The 17,491-nt window shown below is 73.8% G+C and carries 18 protein-coding genes; 8 read left to right on the top strand and 10 right to left on the bottom strand.

Features of this window, described 5'->3' with window-relative positions:
* Positions 1-81 precede the first annotated feature (81 nt).
* Positions 82-696 (bottom strand): TetR/AcrR family transcriptional regulator, encoded by a 615-nt coding sequence (locus tag ACFV3E_RS27165; protein WP_500537026.1) that lies wholly within the window; start codon positions 694-696, stop codon positions 82-84.
* 127 nt (positions 697-823) lie between these two features.
* Between ACFV3E_RS27165 and ACFV3E_RS27160 the strand changes: the two genes are divergently transcribed.
* The gene (locus tag ACFV3E_RS27160) at positions 824-1,384 is read left to right on the top strand and encodes an ester cyclase (RefSeq protein ID WP_500537025.1); all 561 of its coding nucleotides are present in this window, start codon (positions 824-826) and stop codon (positions 1,382-1,384) included.
* A gap of 15 nt (positions 1,385-1,399) precedes the next feature.
* On the opposite strand, the gene ACFV3E_RS27155 is transcribed toward ACFV3E_RS27160, so the two are convergent.
* Positions 1,400-1,969 (bottom strand): TetR/AcrR family transcriptional regulator, encoded by a 570-nt coding sequence (locus ACFV3E_RS27155; protein WP_500537024.1) that lies wholly within the window; start codon positions 1,967-1,969, stop codon positions 1,400-1,402.
* Between the two features lie 5 nt (positions 1,970-1,974).
* Positions 1,975-3,381: an amidase gene (locus ACFV3E_RS27150; protein WP_500537023.1), complete on the bottom strand. Its 1,407-nt coding sequence runs from the start codon at positions 3,379-3,381 to the stop codon at positions 1,975-1,977.
* A gap of 55 nt (positions 3,382-3,436) precedes the next feature.
* Between ACFV3E_RS27150 and ACFV3E_RS27145 the strand changes: the two genes are divergently transcribed.
* The gene (locus tag ACFV3E_RS27145) at positions 3,437-4,231 is read left to right on the top strand and encodes an SDR family NAD(P)-dependent oxidoreductase (RefSeq protein ID WP_500363047.1); all 795 of its coding nucleotides are present in this window, start codon (positions 3,437-3,439) and stop codon (positions 4,229-4,231) included.
* Positions 4,232-4,327: 96 nt separating this feature from the next.
* Here ACFV3E_RS27145 and ACFV3E_RS27140 read toward each other — a convergent pair whose 3' ends face one another.
* The 5 genes from ACFV3E_RS27140 to ACFV3E_RS27120 all read right to left on the bottom strand — a co-directional run bounded on the left by ACFV3E_RS27140 (position 4,328) and on the right by ACFV3E_RS27120 (position 9,364).
* Positions 4,328-5,305: an ABC transporter permease gene (locus tag ACFV3E_RS27140; protein WP_500537022.1), complete on the bottom strand. Its 978-nt coding sequence runs from the start codon at positions 5,303-5,305 to the stop codon at positions 4,328-4,330.
* Between the two features lie 175 nt (positions 5,306-5,480).
* On the bottom strand, positions 5,481-6,425 hold the full coding sequence (locus tag ACFV3E_RS27135) for a MerR family transcriptional regulator (protein WP_500537021.1): 945 nt from the start codon (positions 6,423-6,425) through the stop codon (positions 5,481-5,483).
* 33 nt (positions 6,426-6,458) lie between these two features.
* Complete coding sequence (locus ACFV3E_RS27130) at positions 6,459-8,108, bottom strand: FAD-dependent oxidoreductase (protein ID WP_500363051.1); 1,650 nt, start codon at positions 8,106-8,108, stop codon at positions 6,459-6,461.
* Positions 8,105-8,779 (bottom strand): DUF5987 family protein, encoded by a 675-nt coding sequence (locus ACFV3E_RS27125; RefSeq protein WP_500537020.1) that lies wholly within the window; start codon positions 8,777-8,779, stop codon positions 8,105-8,107. Before ACFV3E_RS27125 ends, ACFV3E_RS27130 begins: the two co-directional genes overlap by 4 nt.
* A 3-nt stretch (positions 8,780-8,782) precedes the next feature.
* Complete coding sequence (locus ACFV3E_RS27120; RefSeq protein ID WP_500537019.1) at positions 8,783-9,364, bottom strand: hypothetical protein; 582 nt, start codon at positions 9,362-9,364, stop codon at positions 8,783-8,785.
* A 195-nt stretch (positions 9,365-9,559) separates the two neighbouring features.
* Here ACFV3E_RS27120 and ACFV3E_RS27115 point away from each other — a divergent pair, with 195 nt between their 5' ends.
* Positions 9,560-10,252 carry a FadR/GntR family transcriptional regulator gene (locus ACFV3E_RS27115; protein ID WP_500537018.1) on the top strand — a complete coding sequence of 231 codons (693 nt, stop codon included), beginning with the start codon at positions 9,560-9,562 and terminating at the stop codon, positions 10,250-10,252.
* Between the two features lie 51 nt (positions 10,253-10,303).
* On the opposite strand, the gene ACFV3E_RS27110 is transcribed toward ACFV3E_RS27115, so the two are convergent.
* On the bottom strand, positions 10,304-11,041 hold the full coding sequence (locus tag ACFV3E_RS27110; protein WP_500537017.1) for an SDR family NAD(P)-dependent oxidoreductase: 738 nt from the start codon (positions 11,039-11,041) through the stop codon (positions 10,304-10,306).
* A 135-nt stretch (positions 11,042-11,176) separates the two neighbouring features.
* On the opposite strand from ACFV3E_RS27110, the gene ACFV3E_RS27105 reads away from it, so the two are divergent.
* The 5 genes from ACFV3E_RS27105 (at position 11,177) to ACFV3E_RS27085 (ending at position 16,385) form a co-directional block, all read left to right on the top strand.
* Positions 11,177-11,818: a TetR/AcrR family transcriptional regulator gene (locus tag ACFV3E_RS27105; protein WP_500363061.1), complete on the top strand. Its 642-nt coding sequence runs from the start codon at positions 11,177-11,179 to the stop codon at positions 11,816-11,818.
* 132 nt (positions 11,819-11,950) lie between these two features.
* A complete protein-coding gene (locus ACFV3E_RS27100) occupies positions 11,951-12,469 on the top strand; it encodes an SRPBCC family protein (RefSeq protein ID WP_500537016.1) in 519 nt (172 codons plus the stop codon).
* A 50-nt stretch (positions 12,470-12,519) separates the two neighbouring features.
* Positions 12,520-13,071, top strand: coding sequence for a YrhB domain-containing protein (locus tag ACFV3E_RS27095; protein WP_500537015.1), 552 nt, complete (start codon positions 12,520-12,522; stop codon positions 13,069-13,071).
* 234 nt (positions 13,072-13,305) lie between these two features.
* Complete coding sequence (locus tag ACFV3E_RS27090; RefSeq protein WP_500537014.1) at positions 13,306-14,049, top strand: HAD family hydrolase; 744 nt, start codon at positions 13,306-13,308, stop codon at positions 14,047-14,049.
* On the top strand, positions 14,046-16,385 hold the full coding sequence (locus tag ACFV3E_RS27085; protein ID WP_500537013.1) for a glycoside hydrolase family 65 protein: 2,340 nt from the start codon (positions 14,046-14,048) through the stop codon (positions 16,383-16,385). The genes ACFV3E_RS27090 and ACFV3E_RS27085 overlap by 4 nt, the downstream gene beginning before the upstream one ends.
* A 60-nt stretch (positions 16,386-16,445) precedes the next feature.
* On the opposite strand, the gene ACFV3E_RS27080 is transcribed toward ACFV3E_RS27085, so the two are convergent.
* Positions 16,446-17,435: an LLM class oxidoreductase gene (locus ACFV3E_RS27080; RefSeq protein ID WP_500537012.1), complete on the bottom strand. Its 990-nt coding sequence runs from the start codon at positions 17,433-17,435 to the stop codon at positions 16,446-16,448.
* Positions 17,436-17,491: the final 56 nt, after the last annotated feature.

Genomic DNA, 17,491 nt, shown 5'->3' with positions numbered 1-17,491 from the left:
ACGAGTGACACCCGGACCGGGTTTGTGACGCGTCATCACGCCATTCCCCCCGCATTCCTCCACGATCGGGGAGCCGCGGTTTCAGACGAGGGCGGCCATCGCCGTGCGGTACAGGACCTCCTCGGCCCGGTCCCACGACCAGCCGTTCTCCACCACGAGCGTGCGCCAGCCGGTCGGGCCGAACCAGAACCAGAGCAGGTCGGCGGTCTCCTGTGCCGAGTAGCGCGCGGCGGGTGCGGTCACCTCCAGGAAATGCCGGGCGACCGCGCGCAGCGCCTCCCGGTAGTCCGCCGTCGCCCTTTCCCACAACGCCTCGCCGTTCTCGTGCACGGGCAGCGCCTTCTGAATCGCCTCGTGCGCCTTGAACTGGCTCTCGTTGCCCACCCGGGTGCCCCCGGCGAGCGCCCGGAGGACGCCCTCGGGCGTCCGTACGGCCAGGATGCGCGCGACGGCCCCCTCGTAGCCGGACCCCACGACGGCCTTGTCGACGATCCGGTCCAGGATGTCCGATTTGCTGCCGACGCTCGCGAAGACCGTCTTCGACGCGACCCCGGCCGCCGCCGCGATGTCCGCGACGGTCACCCGCCCGTAGCCGCGTTCGGCGAAGAGCTGCTCCGCCTGTTCGAGGATCACCGCACGCGTCCGCGCCGCGGCCTGTTCACGGAGCGGGGAGACGTAGGCGCGCTTGGTGACCATGACGTCATCCTACTATCGGTGCCGCTTTGACCTATCCAATCGGTCCTCTATAACCTCAATATCGGTTGCGCGGCTCGCGCATCCCGTGAGACCGGCCCGCAGGACGGGCGGGCGAAAGGTGGGAACGATGGCGATGGACGCCAAGGACCTGGCCGAAGGGCTCTTCCGGATCCTGGAGACGGGCGACGCGGCGCTGGCCGCCGAGGTCGTGGGCGCCGACAACCACAACCGCGAGGCGGCCGTCTCGCCCGCGGCCTGTTCGACACCCGGCCCGGCGGGGACGCTGGCCTCGGGCGCGTGGCTCCGCTCGGCCTTCAGCGACCTGCGTTTCCCGGTGCTGGGCATCGCCCGCAACGACGATCAGGTCTGGATCCGGCTGCGCATGCAGGGACGGCACACCGGTCCGTTCGTGCGCTTCCGGGACGGCGTCCTCGACCAGGCGATCCCTCCCACGGGGCGCGAGGTCGACTTCGAGCAGGTGCACCTGCTCGACCTCCGCGACGGCAAGGTCGTCCGGCACGAGGCGCTGCGCGACGACGTCACGATGCTGGGCCAGCTCGGCGTCTTCCCCCCGTCGCCGGCCGTGGCGCTGCGCATGGTCGCCTGGAAGGTCTCCGGACGCGCCAAGCGGGCCGCCGACGAGGTCACGAAGCTCGCCGCCGAGGCGGCCGCGCAGGCGCGCGCGTAGTCCGGCGGGCCCGGGTCAGCGGGCGCCCGAGGCGCCCCGTGCCAGCAGGAGCAGCGCGTCGACCAGGCTCTCGGCCGAGCTGCCGGTGGCCAGGCGGCGCAGCTGCATCCCGAACACCAGGGCCACGACCGTCGAAGCGGCCTCCTCGGCGTCCGGCACGCCGAGGGCGGTCAGCACGGACGCGGCGAGCCGGTCGTAGGCGGCGAAGCAGTCGGCCGCGGCCTCCCGCAGCGCAGGGTCGCGGCCGGCCTGGACGTACAGCTCGAAGGGCGCGAGGTGGGTGCTGTCGAAGCCCGTCCCCTCGGCGACCTGCCCCACCAGCGCGGCGGCGCCCTTGAGGTCGATGCCCTCCTCCTGCCCCCGGGCGGCCAGTTCGGTGAAGCGGCCGGTCTCCTCCTCCACGAAGTGCAGCAGGCTCTCCCGCAGCAGGTCGTGCTGCGTGGCGAAGTGGTAGGTCACCGAGCCGAGGGACACCCCGGCCTCCTGGGCGATGCGCCGGTTGGTGACCGCGGCGACACCGTCCTGACCGATGATCCGCAGGACGGCGCTGATGATGTTCTGGCGGGTGCCGGCGGGGTTGGGCATGCCCGTCATTCTGTCACCGCGGCGGGGGCGCGCTGCTCGTACCAGCGCTGATCGCTCTCCAGCTGAGCGGCGAGCGAGATCAGCAGGGGCTCGCTGTGGGCCGGCCCGAGGAGCTGGGCGCCCACCGGCAGGCCGTCGCCGAAGCCCGCCGGGACGCTGATGCCGGGCCAGCCGAGCACGTTCCACGGCCAGGCGTACGGACAGGCCGCGATCACCGCCTGGTCGGTCCGCCGCCCGGACAGCTCCGTCATGGCGCCGACGGCCGGGGGCGGGGTGGCGGTGGCGGGGGTGAGGAGCACGTCGAAGCGGGAGAAGATCTCCCCGATCCTGCGGTGCTGGCCGCCCTCCGCGCGGCGGGCGCGGCGCAGGGCGGTCCCGGCGAGCAGGCGCCCGTGCCGGGAGGCGGTCAGGGTGCGGGGGTCGAGGAGCGTACGGTCCGGGACGCGGTCGCTCCACTGGCTGATGCCGGCGAACGCGCGGGGCAGGAAGCTCAGTCCGATCAGGCCGTAGCGCGGCTCGGCCTCCTCCACGTCGTGGCCCAGCCGGGCGAGGGCGTCGGCCAGGTCCCCGAGCGCCCGGCGCACGGACGGGTGGAGCGGGGCGCGGGCGGCGACGAACGGGGGCCGCCAGGACACCGCGATCCGCAGCCGGCCCGGTTCCCGCCCGGCCGCCTCGACGGCGGCGATGCCCGGGGGCCGGTGGAGGTCGCCCGGGTGCTGTCCGGCGGCGGCGTCCAGCAGCAGCGCCGCGTCCCCCACGGTACGGGCGAGCGGGCCGTTGACGGTCAGTCCGTGGAAGGACTCGGCGTCGGGCCAGGTGGAGACCCGGCCACGCTGCGGCTTGATGCCCACCAGACGCGTCCACGCCGCGGGGATGCGGACCGAACCCGCCCCGTCCGAGCCCAGCGCCGCGGCCACCACCCCGGCGGCCACCGCCGCCGCGGCGCCGCCGGAGGAACCCCCGGGCGTGTGCCCGAGGTCCCACGGGTTGCGGGTGGCGCCGAAGGCGGGGCCCTCGGTGAACGGCCACTGCCCCAGCTCACAGGTGTTGGTCTTGCCGACGACGATCGCGCCGGCCGCGCGCAGCCGCCGTACCGCCTCGCCGTCCTCGGACTTGGCCGGGAAGGCCCCGGCGCAGCCGAACGCGGTCGGTTCGCCCGCCAGGTCCGTGTCGTCCTTGATCGCGACGGGGACGCCCAGCAGCGGCAGCCGCTCGCCCCGCTCCAGCCGCCGGTCGGCCTCCTCGGCCTCCGCCAGGGCGGCCTCGGCGCGAACGCGGCGGAAGGCGTTGACGGTCGGCTGGGTGGCGTCGATGCGGTCGAGCGTCACGCGCACCAGCTCCGCCGCGGTGACCTCGCCTTCGCGCAGCGCCCGGGCCTGCGCCGCCAGGCCCTCGGTACGGGCAGTGGACACGGCCGCCCCCTCTCCCTATTGTTCGTTCGAACGAACGAGACGGGAGGTTAGACGGATGCGCATCGCCGGTGCAACTGTTCTGCTCACCGGTGCCACGGGTGGGCTCGGCCAGGACATGGCACGCGAACTCGCCGCCAGGGGCGCGCGGTTGACCCTCAGCGGGCGCCGCGCCGACGTCCTCGAACCCCTGGCCAAGAGCCTGGACGCGAGGGCCGTCCCCGCCGACCTCGCGGACCGCGCCGACGTGGAGCGGCTGGCCGCCGAGTGCGCCGGCGTCGACGTCCTCGTGGCCAACGCCGCCCTGCCGAGCAGCGGCGAGCTGCTGGACTACTCCCCCGACCAGCTCGACCGCGCCCTGATGGTGAACCTGCGGGCACCGGTCCTGCTGGCGCGGCTGCTGGCGCCGGCCATGGTCGAGGCCGGGCGGGGGCACATCGTCCTCATCGGCTCGCTGTCCGGCAAGGCCGCCTCGCGGTCCACCTCCCTGTACAGCGCGACCAAGTTCGGACTCCGCGGCTTCGCCCACGGCTTCCGCGAGGACCTGCACGGCACCGGTGTCGGGGTGTCCCTGGTCCAGCCCGGATTCGTCCGGGACGCGGGCATGTTCGCCGACACGGGTGCCAAGGCGCCCGCCGGGGCACGTACCGTGACGCCCCGGCAGGTCACGGCGGGGGTCGTCCGGGCCGTCGAACGCAACCTCGGCGAGGTGAACGTGGCCCCGCCCGAGCTGCGCCTGCTCAGCGCCGTCGCCGGGCAGTTCCCGGTGTTCGCGGCCCGCGTCCAGCGGCTCAGCGGATCCGCCGAGCGTGCGACGCGGGACATCGTGACCGCGCAGCGGCACCGCCGCTGAGCGGCCGTCCGCCGCAGACCGGCCGCCCCGTGCGCGCCGCTGCCGGACGGCGCGGCCGCCGTACGGGTGCGGCGCCGTCCGGCACGGCCGGGCGGTTCACATCTGCGGGTACCGGCGCCGCCGCCAGGTCCACGCCACCGCGGCGGCCGCCACCGCCCAGCCGAAGAGCACCAGGTACGGGAAGGCGTACTGGTTCTCGGCGAAGTAGATCGCGTTGTGCTGGGCGTTGACCGAGGCCCCGGGCGGCAGCCAGCGGCCGACGGCCCCCAGCGGCTCGGGCAGCAGCAGCCAGGAGACCGCCCCGCCCGAGGACGGGTTGCCGAGCAGCACCATGAGCAACCACGTCGGCAGGATGGCCCACTTGCCGAACAGCATGTAGAACGCCGTGAACACCAGCCCCGAGGTCACCATCGTAAGGGTCAGGATCGCCCAGGACTGGAGGAAGGGCAGCCGCAGCACGTGCAGCCCCCAGTCCACCACCGCGACGATGGACAGGCTTCCGAGCGCGGAGTACACGACGATCGTCAGGAAACGCTCCAGCGGTCTGAGCTCCGACGCGTGCACGGTCAGCTGCACCGCGCCGAGGAAGCCCACGATGACCGCGGCGAGCGTGATGTAGAAGATCGCGAGCCCCTGCGGGTCGCCGGGCTGCAGCGGTCTGAGGTCGCCGAGGCTCAGCCGCACCCCGGCCTGCGCGGCCGCCACCGGGGCGGCCGCCGCCAGCACACGCGCCACCGAGGCCCCCGCGGCCGGCACCAGGTCGAACGAGACGGCGCCGCCCCCGGCCTTGGTCTGCGCCACGGCGAACACATGCTGCCGGTCGACGGCGTCGACGGCGGCCGCCCGCGTGGCGAAGCGGCGCTGCACCAGTTCGGTGCTCAGGCCCGAGTCCATGCCCGCCACGAACTTCTGCAGCTGGGGGGAGTCGTCCACGACGCCGATCGGGACGTGATGCGGTGTCGGATGCGCCATGGCGAAGCTGTACGAACCGGCGAACAGCCCCGCCCCCACCGCCAGGAGCAGGACGATGACCACGGCCGGCCGGAAACGTGACAGCCCGGAGGGGGCAGTCATCGGCTTACCCTCATCGCGCCCTCCGAAAGGCCGAGCCCCGTCCCCGGCGGCTTCGCGGCACGGCCGGGGGTGTGGGGCGAACCCGCCGCCCAAGTTACTGCCGGTGATCCACCCCCGCTACCTGACGGGACGTGGGCCCGGCGCACCGGAGTGGCGGGCCCGGCGAGCCGCCCGGTCACACGGCGGCGGCCTCCAGGGCCCGGACGGCCCAGTCGAGGGCGGGCGCGCGGCTCTCCAGGACGGGCCAGCCGTTGACCACCGCGAGCAGCCGGGCGTACCGCTCCCGGCGCGGGTCGGACGCGGTCCGCAGACGTGTCAGCAGTCGTCGCCGGAGCTCGGTGCCGTCCGCGGCGCCGAGGAGGTCCGCGTACTCCGCGGCGACGGCCGCGACGACCGTACGCGCCCGGTCGGAGGCGGGGTCGACGCCCGCGGCCACGATGGGGCCGACCCGCTCGCCGACCGACGCGACGACGTCGCGGCGCGGCAGCGTGGTCCCGGCTCGGGCACGGTCGGCCGCGTGCTCCCCGACCATCCGGCGCATCGTGGCCCGGAAGCCGGGGTCCCCCGACAGTTCGGCGAGCTCCACCCACGCCTGGACCTGGTCCGGCTCGGGGTCCTCGGGCAGCGCCGGGGTGAGGGAGCGGCGCAGGCCCGCGAGCGCGGGGGCGTCCGCGAGGTCACCGGGTCCGCCGAGGACGGCGTCGAGGAAGTCGTCGATGAGCCGTCCGCGTTCCGCCGCGGACAGCCTGGCCAGTTCGTGCATGAGCTCCGTCTCCTCCGGGGTGGACCCGCGCCGGGCCACGGCCGTCAGCACCGCGCGCCGCAGCCGCAACGTGCGGATCTGCGCCTCCAGGGCCGCGGCGTGGGCCGCCGCGACCTGGGGCAGGGACAGCTCCCGGTCCACGACCCGCCGGATCGTGGCCAGGTCGAGTCCCAGCTCGCGCAGGGTCCGCACGAGTTCCAGCCGGGCCAGGGCCTCGTCGCCGTAGCGGCGGTAGCCCGCCGGACTGCGGCCGGCCGGCGTCACGATCCCCCGGTCGGAGTAGAAGCGGATGGTCTTGACCGTCAGCCCGGTGCGCCGGGCCAGGTCGCCGATCGAGTAGCGCGCGTCGCCGTTCACACCCCCACTCTTCCGTCTCCCCTCGGGGGAGACTCAAGCCCCCGCGCGGGCCGCGACGGCACGCGCCGCCGCCGCGATGTCGCCCCCGCGGGTCGCGCCGGTCAGCGGATCGCTCGGTGCGTAGCGCACGGCGACGCCGTACTGGGCGCAGCGGGCGGCGATGGCGGGGCAGGCACGTTCCGCGAGGGCCGCGATGGTCAGGGAGGGGTTGACGGTGAGGGAGGTGGGGACGGCCGCACCGTCCGTCACGAAGAGGCCGGGGTGGGTGCGCAGCTCGTTGAGCTCGGTCAGCGCGGAGATCGCGGCGGAGTCGCCGAGCCGGCAGGAGGCGAGGGGGTGGGCGGTCACCGTGCCCGCCACGTCCTCGCTCCACGGGCGGACGGTGGCGAGGCCGTCCCGTTCCAGCACCGCCCGCGCGTGGGTGTCGGCCTCGGACCAGCCGCGCCGCGTGCCGGCCGTCGGTGCGAACCGCATGGTGCCGAGGCCCAGCCCGTTGGCCAGACGGGTGAAGCTGCCGGTGAGGGGCGGCACGCCGAAGCTGCCCTCGGCCTCGTCCTCGGTCATGGCGAGCACGGTGAGCCAGGAGCGCCAGCGGGCCCGCATCTGCTTCTTGGCGACGCCCGACCAGCGCCCCCCGGCGGTCTGCGCGAGGGAGTTGGTGACGGTCGGGAAGTAGATCTGCTGGAGGGTGAAGCGGGAGAACTCCGGCGCCCGGGCGTCGAGGCGGTCGAAGGACGCCGCGGTGATCGGCATCCCGATGTGCAGCGCCTCGTACGCCACCGTCGCGCTGCGCGCCAGCCCGAGCAGGGAGCGGACCTTGCCCTCGTCCAGCTCCGCGACGCTGACCCGGTCGCCGTTGCCGGAGAAGTAGCCGCCGACGGCCGGCGGGACTCCCCCCAGGGCGAGCGCCGAGCGCTGCAGCAGGACCGGTGTGCCGACCGCGCCCGCGGCCAGTACCAGGACCTTGGTGTGGAGGGTGCCCGCGCCGGTGGGGCAGGTGTAGTCCGCCGGGTCGACGGTGGTGTAGTCGACGGCGTAGCGGTATCCGGGCACCGTGGACGGGCGGATCAGCTGCACCTCGTGCAGGGGGCGGATCTCGGCGCCGTGGGCCTCCGCGGCCGGCAGGTAGTTGAGCAGCATGGAGCGCTTGGCGCCGAAGCGGCAGCCCGAGAGCATCCAGTTGCAGTCGGTGCAGCGGGCCCGGTCGACGGCGACGGGCACCGGGTTGCAGGTGTGCCCGGCGCGGTCGCAGGCGGCGGCCAGCACGCCGCCCGCGTACGAGACGTCGGGCCAGTCGAGCTTCGTCACGGGCAGGGCCTGCTCGACCTGCTCGTACCAGGGGTCGAGGGCGGCGCGGCTGAGGGAGGCGGGCCACAGCCGCCGTCCGGACGCGTCGCGCCGGTCGAAGACGAAGGACGGCGCGCGCAGCGACGCGGCGAAGTAGACGACGCTGCCGCCGCCCACGCAGTTGCCCGCGACGACCGAGATGCCGTCGCCCTTGATCACGTCGACGATGCGGGGGTACGCGCCCAGGTCGAGGTCGTGGGTGAAGTCCTCGGTGGCCAGGCGCGGTCCGCGTTCGAGGACGGTGACCCGGGCTCCCGCGGCGGCGAGGTGGTAGGCGGGTATCGCGCCGCCGAAGCCGCTGCCGATGACGAGGACATCGGTGGTCTGGGGGCTCATGCGGGGCTCCCGGAGGGGGTCGTGGCGGGGTGCGGCTCAGCGAGGGCCGTGCCGTAGGAGTGGGACGGGTAGCGCCACAGGCCGTCGGCGTCGGGCGGCGGGAAGCCGGTCCAGACCAGACCGGGGTGGCCTTCTGCGAGGGCCTGCGCGGTGTGGCGGTGGGCGGCGGTGTCGAAGGCCAGGCCGACGAGGAAGGCGAGCAGCTGCCAGATCGGGCGGTCCAGGTCGTCGGCCCGGAAGAGCCCGGTGACCAGGGCGGTGCGGTGGTCGAAGGAGAGGCCGACGAAAGGCGGGCGGTCGAGCGGGAGCAGGATGAGCCGGCTGATCGCGTAGGCGGTGGCGCGGGCGTCCAGCAGCGCCGCGATGCCCGGCAGGAGCGGGTTCAGCGGGAGGTCGGGCGAGGTGAGCAGGGTGATGACGCCGGCCTGTACGGCGCCCGGGCCGGAGGCGGCGCCGGCGATGGCGCGGTCGGAGGGGGAACGTCGTTCCCCCGGCACGAGGGTGTCGGCGAAGGCCTCCAGGGTGGAGACCGGCCAGGAGCCGAGCGCGGCGGCCGCGGCGGGAGCGGCCGCGGCGGGAGCCGCCATCGTGCCCAGTGCGGGCAGGGCGGCGACGGCGGCGGCCAGACCGCGCAGCACGGCGCGCCGGTCGATGCCGGGGAGCGGCTCCATCGGCTACCACCCCGCGCACAGGAGGCTGAAGGGCAGCGTGACGGAGAGCCCGCTCTCGCCGGCCTCGTCCCCGTACGCGTCCAGGACGTCCGCGACCTCGGGCAGTTGCGGACGCAGCGCGGCCACCAGGTCGCCGATGCCCACGGTGACCCCGTTGAGCCGGAAGTTCGTCAGGAGCATCGCCGCACGCCGGTTGCGCTTGTCGAACCAGTAGCGGCCGTCCCAGGAGACGTACGGGACCGCGCCGGTGGTGGACTGCACGCTCCAGTGGTCGCGCTGGTAGTAGCGGCACACGGGGAGGGCGAGCGCGAAGCGGGCGGGTTCGGCGAGCAGGAAGCGGACGGCGCCGCCGTTGTCGAGGGTGATGTCGCGCTTGGAGTACTCCACGCACACCGGGTCGGACAGCCAGAGCCACGGGTCGGGGGTCTCGCCCTCCCCGTACGTGTGCCAGTCGCAGGCGGCGGCGAACGGCGGCTCGGAGTACGGGTCGGGAGCGTTGGCCGAGGCGGGGGCGGTGACGGTCGCCGCGAACAGGGCGGCCGCGGCCAGGGTCAGCAGGCGTGAGGAACGGCGGAAGCGGGGCATGGGCAGACTCCGGCGGTCGTGGGGACGGGGCGTACGGGGCCTGGGCACCACGCAGGATGCCGCTGACGCGACGTCAGGGCAAGAGGTTGCACACAGACTCATTGAATGAGTGGCTCATCCACTGCCTGAGTATGTTGACGCGGTGCCCCGTTGCTCGGTGGGCTTGGACCGGACCGCTTCGAGAGGACGACCACGGTGGAGCCACTGCCCCGCGAGACCATCGTCGACGTGCTGGAACGCCGCCTGCAGGAGGACATCCTGGGCGGCACCCACCCCGCCGGCACCCTGCTGCCCCCGGAACACCGCCTCGCCGAGGGCTACGGCGTCACCCGCACCACGGTGAAGCACGCCTTCGGCCGGCTCACCCAGGCCGGTCTCCTGGAGACCCGCCACGGCGTCGGCACCCGGGTCCGCGACTACCTGCGCCTCGGCGGTGCGGACCTGCTGCCCATGCTCGTACGGCACAACCCCGGATGGCTGGCCGACATCTTCGAAGTCCGTTCCGGTGTCGGCACGTTGATCGCCGAACGCGCCGCCGTCAAGGCCACTCCCCCGCAACGCGCCCGGCTGCGCACCCTCCTGGACGCCGTCGGCGCCGCCGCCGACCCCGACGCCGTCCAACTGGCCGACGCCGAGGTGCACCGCGCCCTCGCACAGGCCACCGGCAACCGCGTCTATGTGCTCCTCACCAACACCCTCTTCGCCGCCTACCTGCCGCTGCGCGCCCGCCTCGTCGCTCCCTTCCGAGACCCGGCGGAGGCCGCCGCCCGCCTGGAACCCCTCGTCACCGCCGTCATCGACGGTGCCGCGACCACGGCCCGCACGGCGGCCCAGGCGTACCTCGCCGAGACGCAGCGCATCATGCTGGAGGCGCTGGAGTCGCCGTGAGCCGGGCGGGCCGCCGCGGAAAGGGTCCCCGGTCCGCGGCGGCCGGCCGCGTCAGCGGGCCTGGTCGGTGGGCCGGATGAGGATCTCGTTCACCGCGACGTGGTCGGGCTGGGTGACCGCGTACAGGACGGCGGCGGCGATGTCCTCGGGCTGCAGGGTCCGCATGGACTCGGCCATGCTCTTCGCCATGGCCTGGATCGCCGGGTCGGTGATGTGGCTGGTCAGCTCGGTGGAGACGAAGCCGGGTTCGACGAGGACGACCCGGACGCCCTGTTCGGTGACCTCCTGGCGGAGCGACTCCGCGAAGGCGGTGACGCCGAACTTGGTGGCCGAGTACACACCGCTCGCGGCCGTCGCCGTACGCCCCGAGGTCGAGGAGACCTGGACCACGGCCCCCTTGCGCTCCAGCAGGTGGGGCAGGGCGGCGTGGACCGCGTACATCGAGCCGAGCAGGTTGGTCTCGACCATGCGCGTCCACTCGGTGGTGTCCGCGCCGAGGATCGGGCCGCTGAGCATGACGCCCGCGTTGTTGACCAGGATGTCGAGGCCGCCGAAGCGCTCGACGGCCGCCGCGACCGCGTCGCGCACCGATGCGTGGTCGGTGACGTCCAGATCGAGGGCGAGCATCTCGCCGGGGGCGTCCTGCACGAGGTCCTTCAGCCGGTCGGCCCGCCGGGCCCCGACCGCGACCAGGGCGCCGGCCTTCGACAGGGCGATGGCCGTGGCCCGGCCGATGCCCGAGGACGCGCCGGTGACGAGGACGATCTTGCCTTCCAGGGTGCCGCTCACGTTGTTCTCCCAGGAGTTCGTGTTCGTGGTTCGCGACCCGGACAGAAGATGACCGCCGGGTCATGTTGAGCGTAACAGTTAACCTGACCCTCCGGTCACGTTGGTGATAGGCTCCACACCTGGGAGGAGGCGGGAATGAGCGGGACGACAGCCACTCCGGGCCAGCGGGCGGACATGGTGCGCAACCGACGCCTGCTGCTCGAGGCGGCGACGGCGGCGTTCGCCGAGCGCGGGGTCGACGTGCCGATCGGAGAGATCGCCCAGCGGGCGGGCCTGGCCAAGGGCACGGTCTTCCGGCATTTCGCCTCGAAGGAGGACCTCCTCGCGGCGATCATGTTCCAGTTGCTCGACCAGCTCATCGGCTCGGCCGGCCGCCTCCTGGAGGCCGACGACGCGGGGGCGGCGTTGCGCGAGTTCATGACCGACGGCGTCGAGGCGCTCGCCACCGACCGTGCGTTCTGCGAGGTGATCGGCCGCCCGTCGCTGCAGCACGCCGAGGTCCGCGACCGCATCGCCCTGCTCTGCGACGCCGCCGAGGCGCTCACGGCCCGGGCGCGTGAGCAAGGCGCCGTGCGCGGCGACATCACGGGGACCGACGTCGTCCTGCTGCTCGGCGGGATCCACCAGACGGCGGCACCGCTGCTCCCCATCCAGCCGCAGGCGTGGCGCCGCTACCTGGCGCTGGCCTTCGACGGGCTGCGCGCCACCGACTCCGGACCCCTGCCGGAACCGCCGCCCGCGCGCCTGGAGATCGCCGACCCCACGACGTCGCCGTAGGGCACGCGCACCCGCCCCTTCCCCGACCAGCGGAACATCGGGCCCGCCGGCGCATGCCGACGGCTGGTCTTGACCGCACCCATGCTCATGAGAGAGCATTGCTCTCATTGATAAGCACCGCTCTCGACGGGGATGGGGATCCTGCTCTACGCGGGCCCGCCGCTCGGGGAACTGCACGAGGAGTACGCGAAGAAGGGCCGGCTGGACGAGCGCGCGCCGGTCAGGTCGACCAGTTCGGTCACCGTTGACGCACCGGTCGCCGCGGTGTGGCGGCTCGTCAGCGACCTGCACGCCTGGGACACGTGGCGCTCCGACGCCCGCGTGATCGAGCTCGGGGCCGTGGAACCGGACGCACCCTTCCGCTGGAAGCTGCGGGGGACGCCCATCACGTCCTCCTTCGCCGTGGTGGCGCCCGAGCGGGAGCTGTCGTGGACGGGGCTGGCGATGGGCTGGATGAAGGCGGTCGACCGGATGCGGATGGCACCCACGGACGACGGCCGGACGGTCGTCACGATCGAGGAGTCGCTCTCCGGCCCGCTCCTCACGCTGTTCTACGACAGCGCACGGCTCCGCAGGGGCCACGAGGACATACTCCGCATGCTGAAGGCCGCCGCGGAGGAGAGCAGGGCCTCGTGCCGGCCGGGGACCTAGGACCAAGGGACGACTGGCCCGGTCTGCGCCGGTTGCGGGATGCTCCCCGCATGATCGAGCGCGAGGACGCGGTCCGGAGGGTCCAGGAGCACCTGGACCGGTGCTTCCCGGGACGCATGGCGGTGGTGGAGGCCGAGGAGCACGAACTGGTGTGGGTCGTCGTCTACCAGTCCGCGGAGTACGTCAGGAGCGGCGACGCGAAGCATCTCCTGGCCGGCAACGGACCGTACCTGGTGGACCGTGCCGACGGCCGCATGCACGCGATCGGCCCTGTGGACTACCTCATGGGCGGATGGGAGGACGAGTACCGGTCCCGTGTCCGCGGAGTGCCCGTGCGGACCGCGGTGGACGACCTGGACGACGGGATACGCACGTCGGTGGCCGCCCGCGGCCGCGTGTTCGCCATGGTCGAGCTGCGGGAACGGATACCGGCGCTCACCCCCGCCGACGCCCTGGCCTACGTGACGGCCCTTCAGGCCGCCCGCCCCGCCCCGCGGCGTGCGCTCGCCGTCGTCAGCGAGGCCCTGGTGCCGTACCGGGAGCCCGTGATCAGGCCTGTCCCCCAGCAGCGCGAAGACGCCGGTCAGGACGGGGGAACCTGACCGGCGCCGGTCTGCGTTGCGGGGCCGCGGTGGCGGTCGCCCCCGGCGAGGGGCTCCGTGGGGCTTCAGCCGAACGATCGTCCCCACGGGCGAAGGGATGAGGCCCGGGGTCACTGGCCCACTCACGGCACCCGCATGTTGTGGAACCGTGCCCCGGCCCGGATTGTTCCCGCGTCCCGGTGGTCCGCGGCCGCGGAAGGCATGTCCGCGGCCCTCTGCGGGGAAGCGCGTTGCATGACGAAGACCGGTCTCCCGGAGGACATCCGGGCCTGCCTGTTCGATCTCGACGGAGTGCTGACCAAGACCGCGGTCGTGCACGCCGCCGCCTGGAAGGAGGTGTTCGACGACTTCCTGCGGCACCGGGAGGGTGCGGACTTCCGCCCCTTCGACAAGGTGACCGACTACGACGAGTACGTCGACGGCCGCCCACGCGCGGACGGCGTGCGCGCCTTCCTGGCCTCGCGCGGCATCGAACTGCCCGAGGGCTCCGCGGACGACCCGCCCGAGCGCGACACGGTGCACGGGGTGGGCAACCGCAAGAACGAGATCCTGCTGGAGAAGATCCGCACCGAGGGCGTCGAGGCCTATCCGGGCTCGGTCCGCTACGTGAAGGCCGTACGGGCCGCCGGCCTGCGGACGGCCGTGGTGTCGTCCAGCGCCAACTGCCGCGACGTGCTGGTCGCGGTCGGCATCGAGGACCTCTTCGACGTACGCATCGACGGTGTGGTGGCCGCCGAGCGCAAGCTCCCCGGGAAACCGCACCCCGACACCTTCCTGGAGGCGGCGCGCGAGTTCGGGGTCGAGGCGAAGGCGGCGGTGGTCTTCGAGGACGCGCTGGCCGGCATGGACGCCGGCCGCTCCGGCCACTTCGGGTACGTCGTGGGGGTGGACCGGGTCGGCCAGGCCGACGCCCTGCGCGCGCACGGCGCCGACATCGTCGTGCGGGACCTCGCCGAGCTGCTGGAGGCGGACGCGTGATCAGCCACTCCTCCTACGTCGTCGAGCCGTGGTGCCTGCGTGAGACCGAGCTGGACCTCGACGTGCTCGCCCAGAGCGAGTCGGTGTTCGCCCTCTCCAACGGCCACGTCGGCTGGCGCGGCAACCTCGACGAGGGCGAGCCGCACGGGCTGCCCGGCTCCTATCTGAACGGTGTCCACGAACGGCACCCGCTGCCCTACGCGGAGGCGGGTTACGGCTACCCGGAGGCCGGCCAGACCGTCATCAACGTCACCAACGGCAAGATCATCCGGCTGCTCGTCAACGACGAGCCGTTCGACGTGCGCTACGGGCGGCTCGTCTCGCACGAACGCGTCCTCGACCTGCGCGCCGGGCATCTGCGCCGCACCTGCGAGTGGACCTCCCCGGCCGGCTGCACCATCCGGGTGACCTCGACCCGCCTGATCTCGCTCACCCAGCGGTCCATCGCCGCGGTGGTGTACGAGGTCGAGGCCGTGGACGACGTGCGCCTGGTCGTCCAGTCCGAGCTGGTGGCCAACGAGCAGCTGCCCAGGACCTCGGGCGACCCCCGGGTCTCCGCCGTGCTGGACTCCCCCTTGCAGCCGGAGGAGAACCTGGCCCTGGACAACCGCCTGCGCCTGGTGCACTCGACCTCGGTCACAGGGCTCCGGGTCGCGGTGGCGGCCGACCACGCCGTGGAGGGACCGCCGTCCACCCGGAGCTTCAGCGAGAGCAACGACGACACCAGCCGGCTCACCGTCACCTCCTCCCTGGCGGCCGGGGAGAAGCTGCGCCTGGAGAAGATGGTCTCCTACGGCTGGTCCCAGGTCCGTTCGCTGCCCGCCGTGCGCGACCAGGTGGAGGCGGCGCTCGCGGGCGCCCGCAGCACCGGCTGGCAGGGGCTGTGCGACGAGCAGCGCGACTACCTCGACGCGTTCTGGGCGCGGGCGGACGTGGAGATCGACGGCGACGCCGAGATCCAGCAGGCGGTCCGTTTCGCCATGTTCCACGTCCTTCAGGCGGGTGCGCGCGCCGAGCAGCGGGCGATCCCGTCGAAGGGCCTGACGGGCTCGGGCTACGACGGGCACTCCTTCTGGGACACGGAGACCTTCGTCCTCCCGCTGCTCACCCTGACCTCGCCGGAGTCCGTCGCGGAGGCGCTGCGCTGGCGCCGTGCCACCCTGCCCGCCGCCCGGGAGCGCGCCCACCAGCTCGGCCTCGAGGGCGCCGCCTTCCCGTGGCGCACGATCGACGGCTCGGAGGGCTCGGGCTACTGGCCGGCGGGAACGGCCGCGTTCCACATCAACGCGGACATCGCCGACGCCGTCGTCCGCTACGTCTCCCTCACCGGCGACGAGGACTTCGAGCGCGAAACGGGTGTGGAGCTCCTGGTGGAGACCGCGCGCATGTGGCACTCCCTCGGTCACCACGACCCCCACGGGAACTTCCACATCGACGGGGTCACCGGGCCCGACGAGTACAGCGCCATCGCGGACGACAACGTCTACACCAACCTGATGGCCCAGGCGAACCTGCGCGCCGCCGCCGACGTCGTCGAACGCCACACCAAGGAGGGCTTGGCCCTCGGCGTCGACGACGAGGAGACGGCCGCCTGGCGGGACGCGGCCGCTGCCATGACCGTGCCCTACGACAGCGCGCTCGGCGTCCACGAGCAGTCGGCGGGCTTCACCCGGCACCAGATGTGGGACTTCTCCTCCACCCGGCCCGACCAGTACCCGCTGATGCTGCACTTCCCCTACTTCGACCTGTACCGCAGGCAGGTGGTCAAGCAGGCGGACCTGGTACTGGCGATGGTCAAGCAACCGGAGGCCTTCGACGACGAGCAGAAGGCCCGGAACTTCGCCTACTACGAGCCGATGACGGTGCGGGACTCGTCCCTGTCGGCTTCGACGCAGGCGATCATGGCCGCCGAGGTCGGTCATCTGCGCCTCGCCTACGACTACCTGGGCGAGGCGGCGCTGATGGACCTGCACGACCTGGAGAACAACACCCGCGACGGCCTGCACATCGCCTCCCTCGCCGGCACCTGGGCCGCGCTGGTCGGCGGCTTCGGCGGAATGCGGTACCGGGACGGCTGCGCCGCCTTCGCACCCCGGCTGCCGGAGAAGCTGCGGCGGCTCGCCTTCACCCTGCAGGTGCGGGGGCGGCGGCTGCGGGTGGAGATCACCGGCGCGGCGGCGACGTACACCCTGCTGGACGGGGAGCCGCTGGAGCTCTACCACTACGACGACGGGTTCACGCTCACCGTCGACCGCCCGCAGACGCGCAAGGCGCCGACCCTGCGCACGCGTCAGGCGCCGGAGCAGCCGCCGAGCCGCAGTCCCCGGCGCCGCTGACCTCCCCGCGTGCGCGGCGGGTGCGCCGGCGCCGGTCCCCCGAAGGGGCCCGGCGCCGGGTCAGCGCCCGGGGAAGTGGGGCAGGACCTCCTCGGCGAGTTCGTGCAGCACCTCCGCGACCGGGCGGTCCCCCGGACGGAGGTTGAGGGAGACGTGGGCGACGCCCAGGTCCGCCATCGCGCCCAGGTGGTCGACGAGGGCGGTGCGACCGGTACGCAGGCCGAGGCGGATCGGCTCCGGCCGGGCCGCGGGGTCCGCGACCAGGTCGAGCAGCATGGGCGTGAAGTAGGGCTTGGACCGCCCGCCGGTGAGCTCCCGCCACCGCTGGACGTCGTCGCCCAGGGCGTCCAGGGGCCGGGGGTAGTTCAGGCCCGCGTCGGCGTGCCCGGCGATCCACTCGGGGGTCTGACGGGCGCTGCCCGCCACCGCGATCGGGATGTCCCCGCCCACGGGCTTCGGCAGGACGTCGATCCGCCGCTCGGGCCGGAGCCCGGTGCCGGGCAGGGTCAGCCCGAGCCCGGGAGCTGGGCTCGCCCAGGCGGCGCGCAGGGTCCGCACGCCGTCGCGGAAGGCCTGTCCGCGGCCGTCGAAGTCGGCACCGAAGAGCGGGTACTCCACCGGGCGGTCCCCGCTGGCCAGGCCCAGGACGAGACGTCCCCCGGAGAGCACGTCGACGGTGGCGGCGGCCTTGGCCACGTGCAGCGGGCTGCGCAGCGGCAGGACGACGGCGGCGGTGCCGAGCACGACGTGTTCGGTCAGCGCGGCGAGGTGCCCGAGGTACGCGAAGACGTCGAAGACGGATCCGGCGTCGCCGAAGGCGAGCGGGTCGTACACGGGTACGTCGCGCAGCCACAGGGCGCTGAAGCCGAGGCGGTCGGCGAGCCGGGCGAGGTCGGCGTGCCCGCTCAGGTCCGGCACCCCGAAGGGGCGGCCGGCCTGCTGGTCGGCGGCGCGGCGGCCGGCTCCCCAGTCGTTGTCCAGGGGCAGTTCGAGTCCGAGGGTGAGCCGCAGGTGCGGGCCGGTGAGCCGGGTGAGGGCGGTGCTGGTCATGGTGCGGGCCTTCGTCGGGTGCGGTGTCGGGGCCGGGACCGGCGGTGCCTGTGGTC

This window comes from Streptomyces sp. NPDC059718, assembly GCF_042733315.1.
Classification (GTDB): Bacteria; Actinomycetota; Actinomycetes; order Streptomycetales; family Streptomycetaceae; genus Actinacidiphila.
Note: the sequence above shows the minus strand (reverse complement) of the source record. Positions and strands in the feature narration are given on the sequence as shown.

Coding starts and splice junctions, on each gene's coding strand:
- ACFV3E_RS27165 (WP_500537026.1), bottom strand. CDS start 696: ATGGTCACCAAGCGCGCCTACGTCTCCCCGCTCCGTGAACAGGCCGCG.
- ACFV3E_RS27120 (WP_500537019.1), bottom strand. CDS start 9,364: ATGCCCCGCTTCCGCCGTTCCTCACGCCTGCTGACCCTGGCCGCGGCC.
- ACFV3E_RS27105 (WP_500363061.1), top strand. CDS start 11,177: ATGAGCGGGACGACAGCCACTCCGGGCCAGCGGGCGGACATGGTGCGC.
- ACFV3E_RS27125 (WP_500537020.1), bottom strand. CDS start 8,779: ATGGAGCCGCTCCCCGGCATCGACCGGCGCGCCGTGCTGCGCGGTCTG.
- ACFV3E_RS27100 (WP_500537016.1), top strand. CDS start 11,951: ATGGGGATCCTGCTCTACGCGGGCCCGCCGCTCGGGGAACTGCACGAG.
- ACFV3E_RS27140 (WP_500537022.1), bottom strand. CDS start 5,305: ATGACTGCCCCCTCCGGGCTGTCACGTTTCCGGCCGGCCGTGGTCATC.
- ACFV3E_RS27080 (WP_500537012.1), bottom strand. CDS start 17,435: ATGACCAGCACCGCCCTCACCCGGCTCACCGGCCCGCACCTGCGGCTC.
- ACFV3E_RS27160 (WP_500537025.1), top strand. CDS start 824: ATGGCGATGGACGCCAAGGACCTGGCCGAAGGGCTCTTCCGGATCCTG.
- ACFV3E_RS27090 (WP_500537014.1), top strand. CDS start 13,306: ATGACGAAGACCGGTCTCCCGGAGGACATCCGGGCCTGCCTGTTCGAT.
- ACFV3E_RS27145 (WP_500363047.1), top strand. CDS start 3,437: ATGCGCATCGCCGGTGCAACTGTTCTGCTCACCGGTGCCACGGGTGGG.
- ACFV3E_RS27130 (WP_500363051.1), bottom strand. CDS start 8,108: ATGAGCCCCCAGACCACCGATGTCCTCGTCATCGGCAGCGGCTTCGGC.
- ACFV3E_RS27095 (WP_500537015.1), top strand. CDS start 12,520: ATGATCGAGCGCGAGGACGCGGTCCGGAGGGTCCAGGAGCACCTGGAC.
- ACFV3E_RS27155 (WP_500537024.1), bottom strand. CDS start 1,969: ATGCCCAACCCCGCCGGCACCCGCCAGAACATCATCAGCGCCGTCCTG.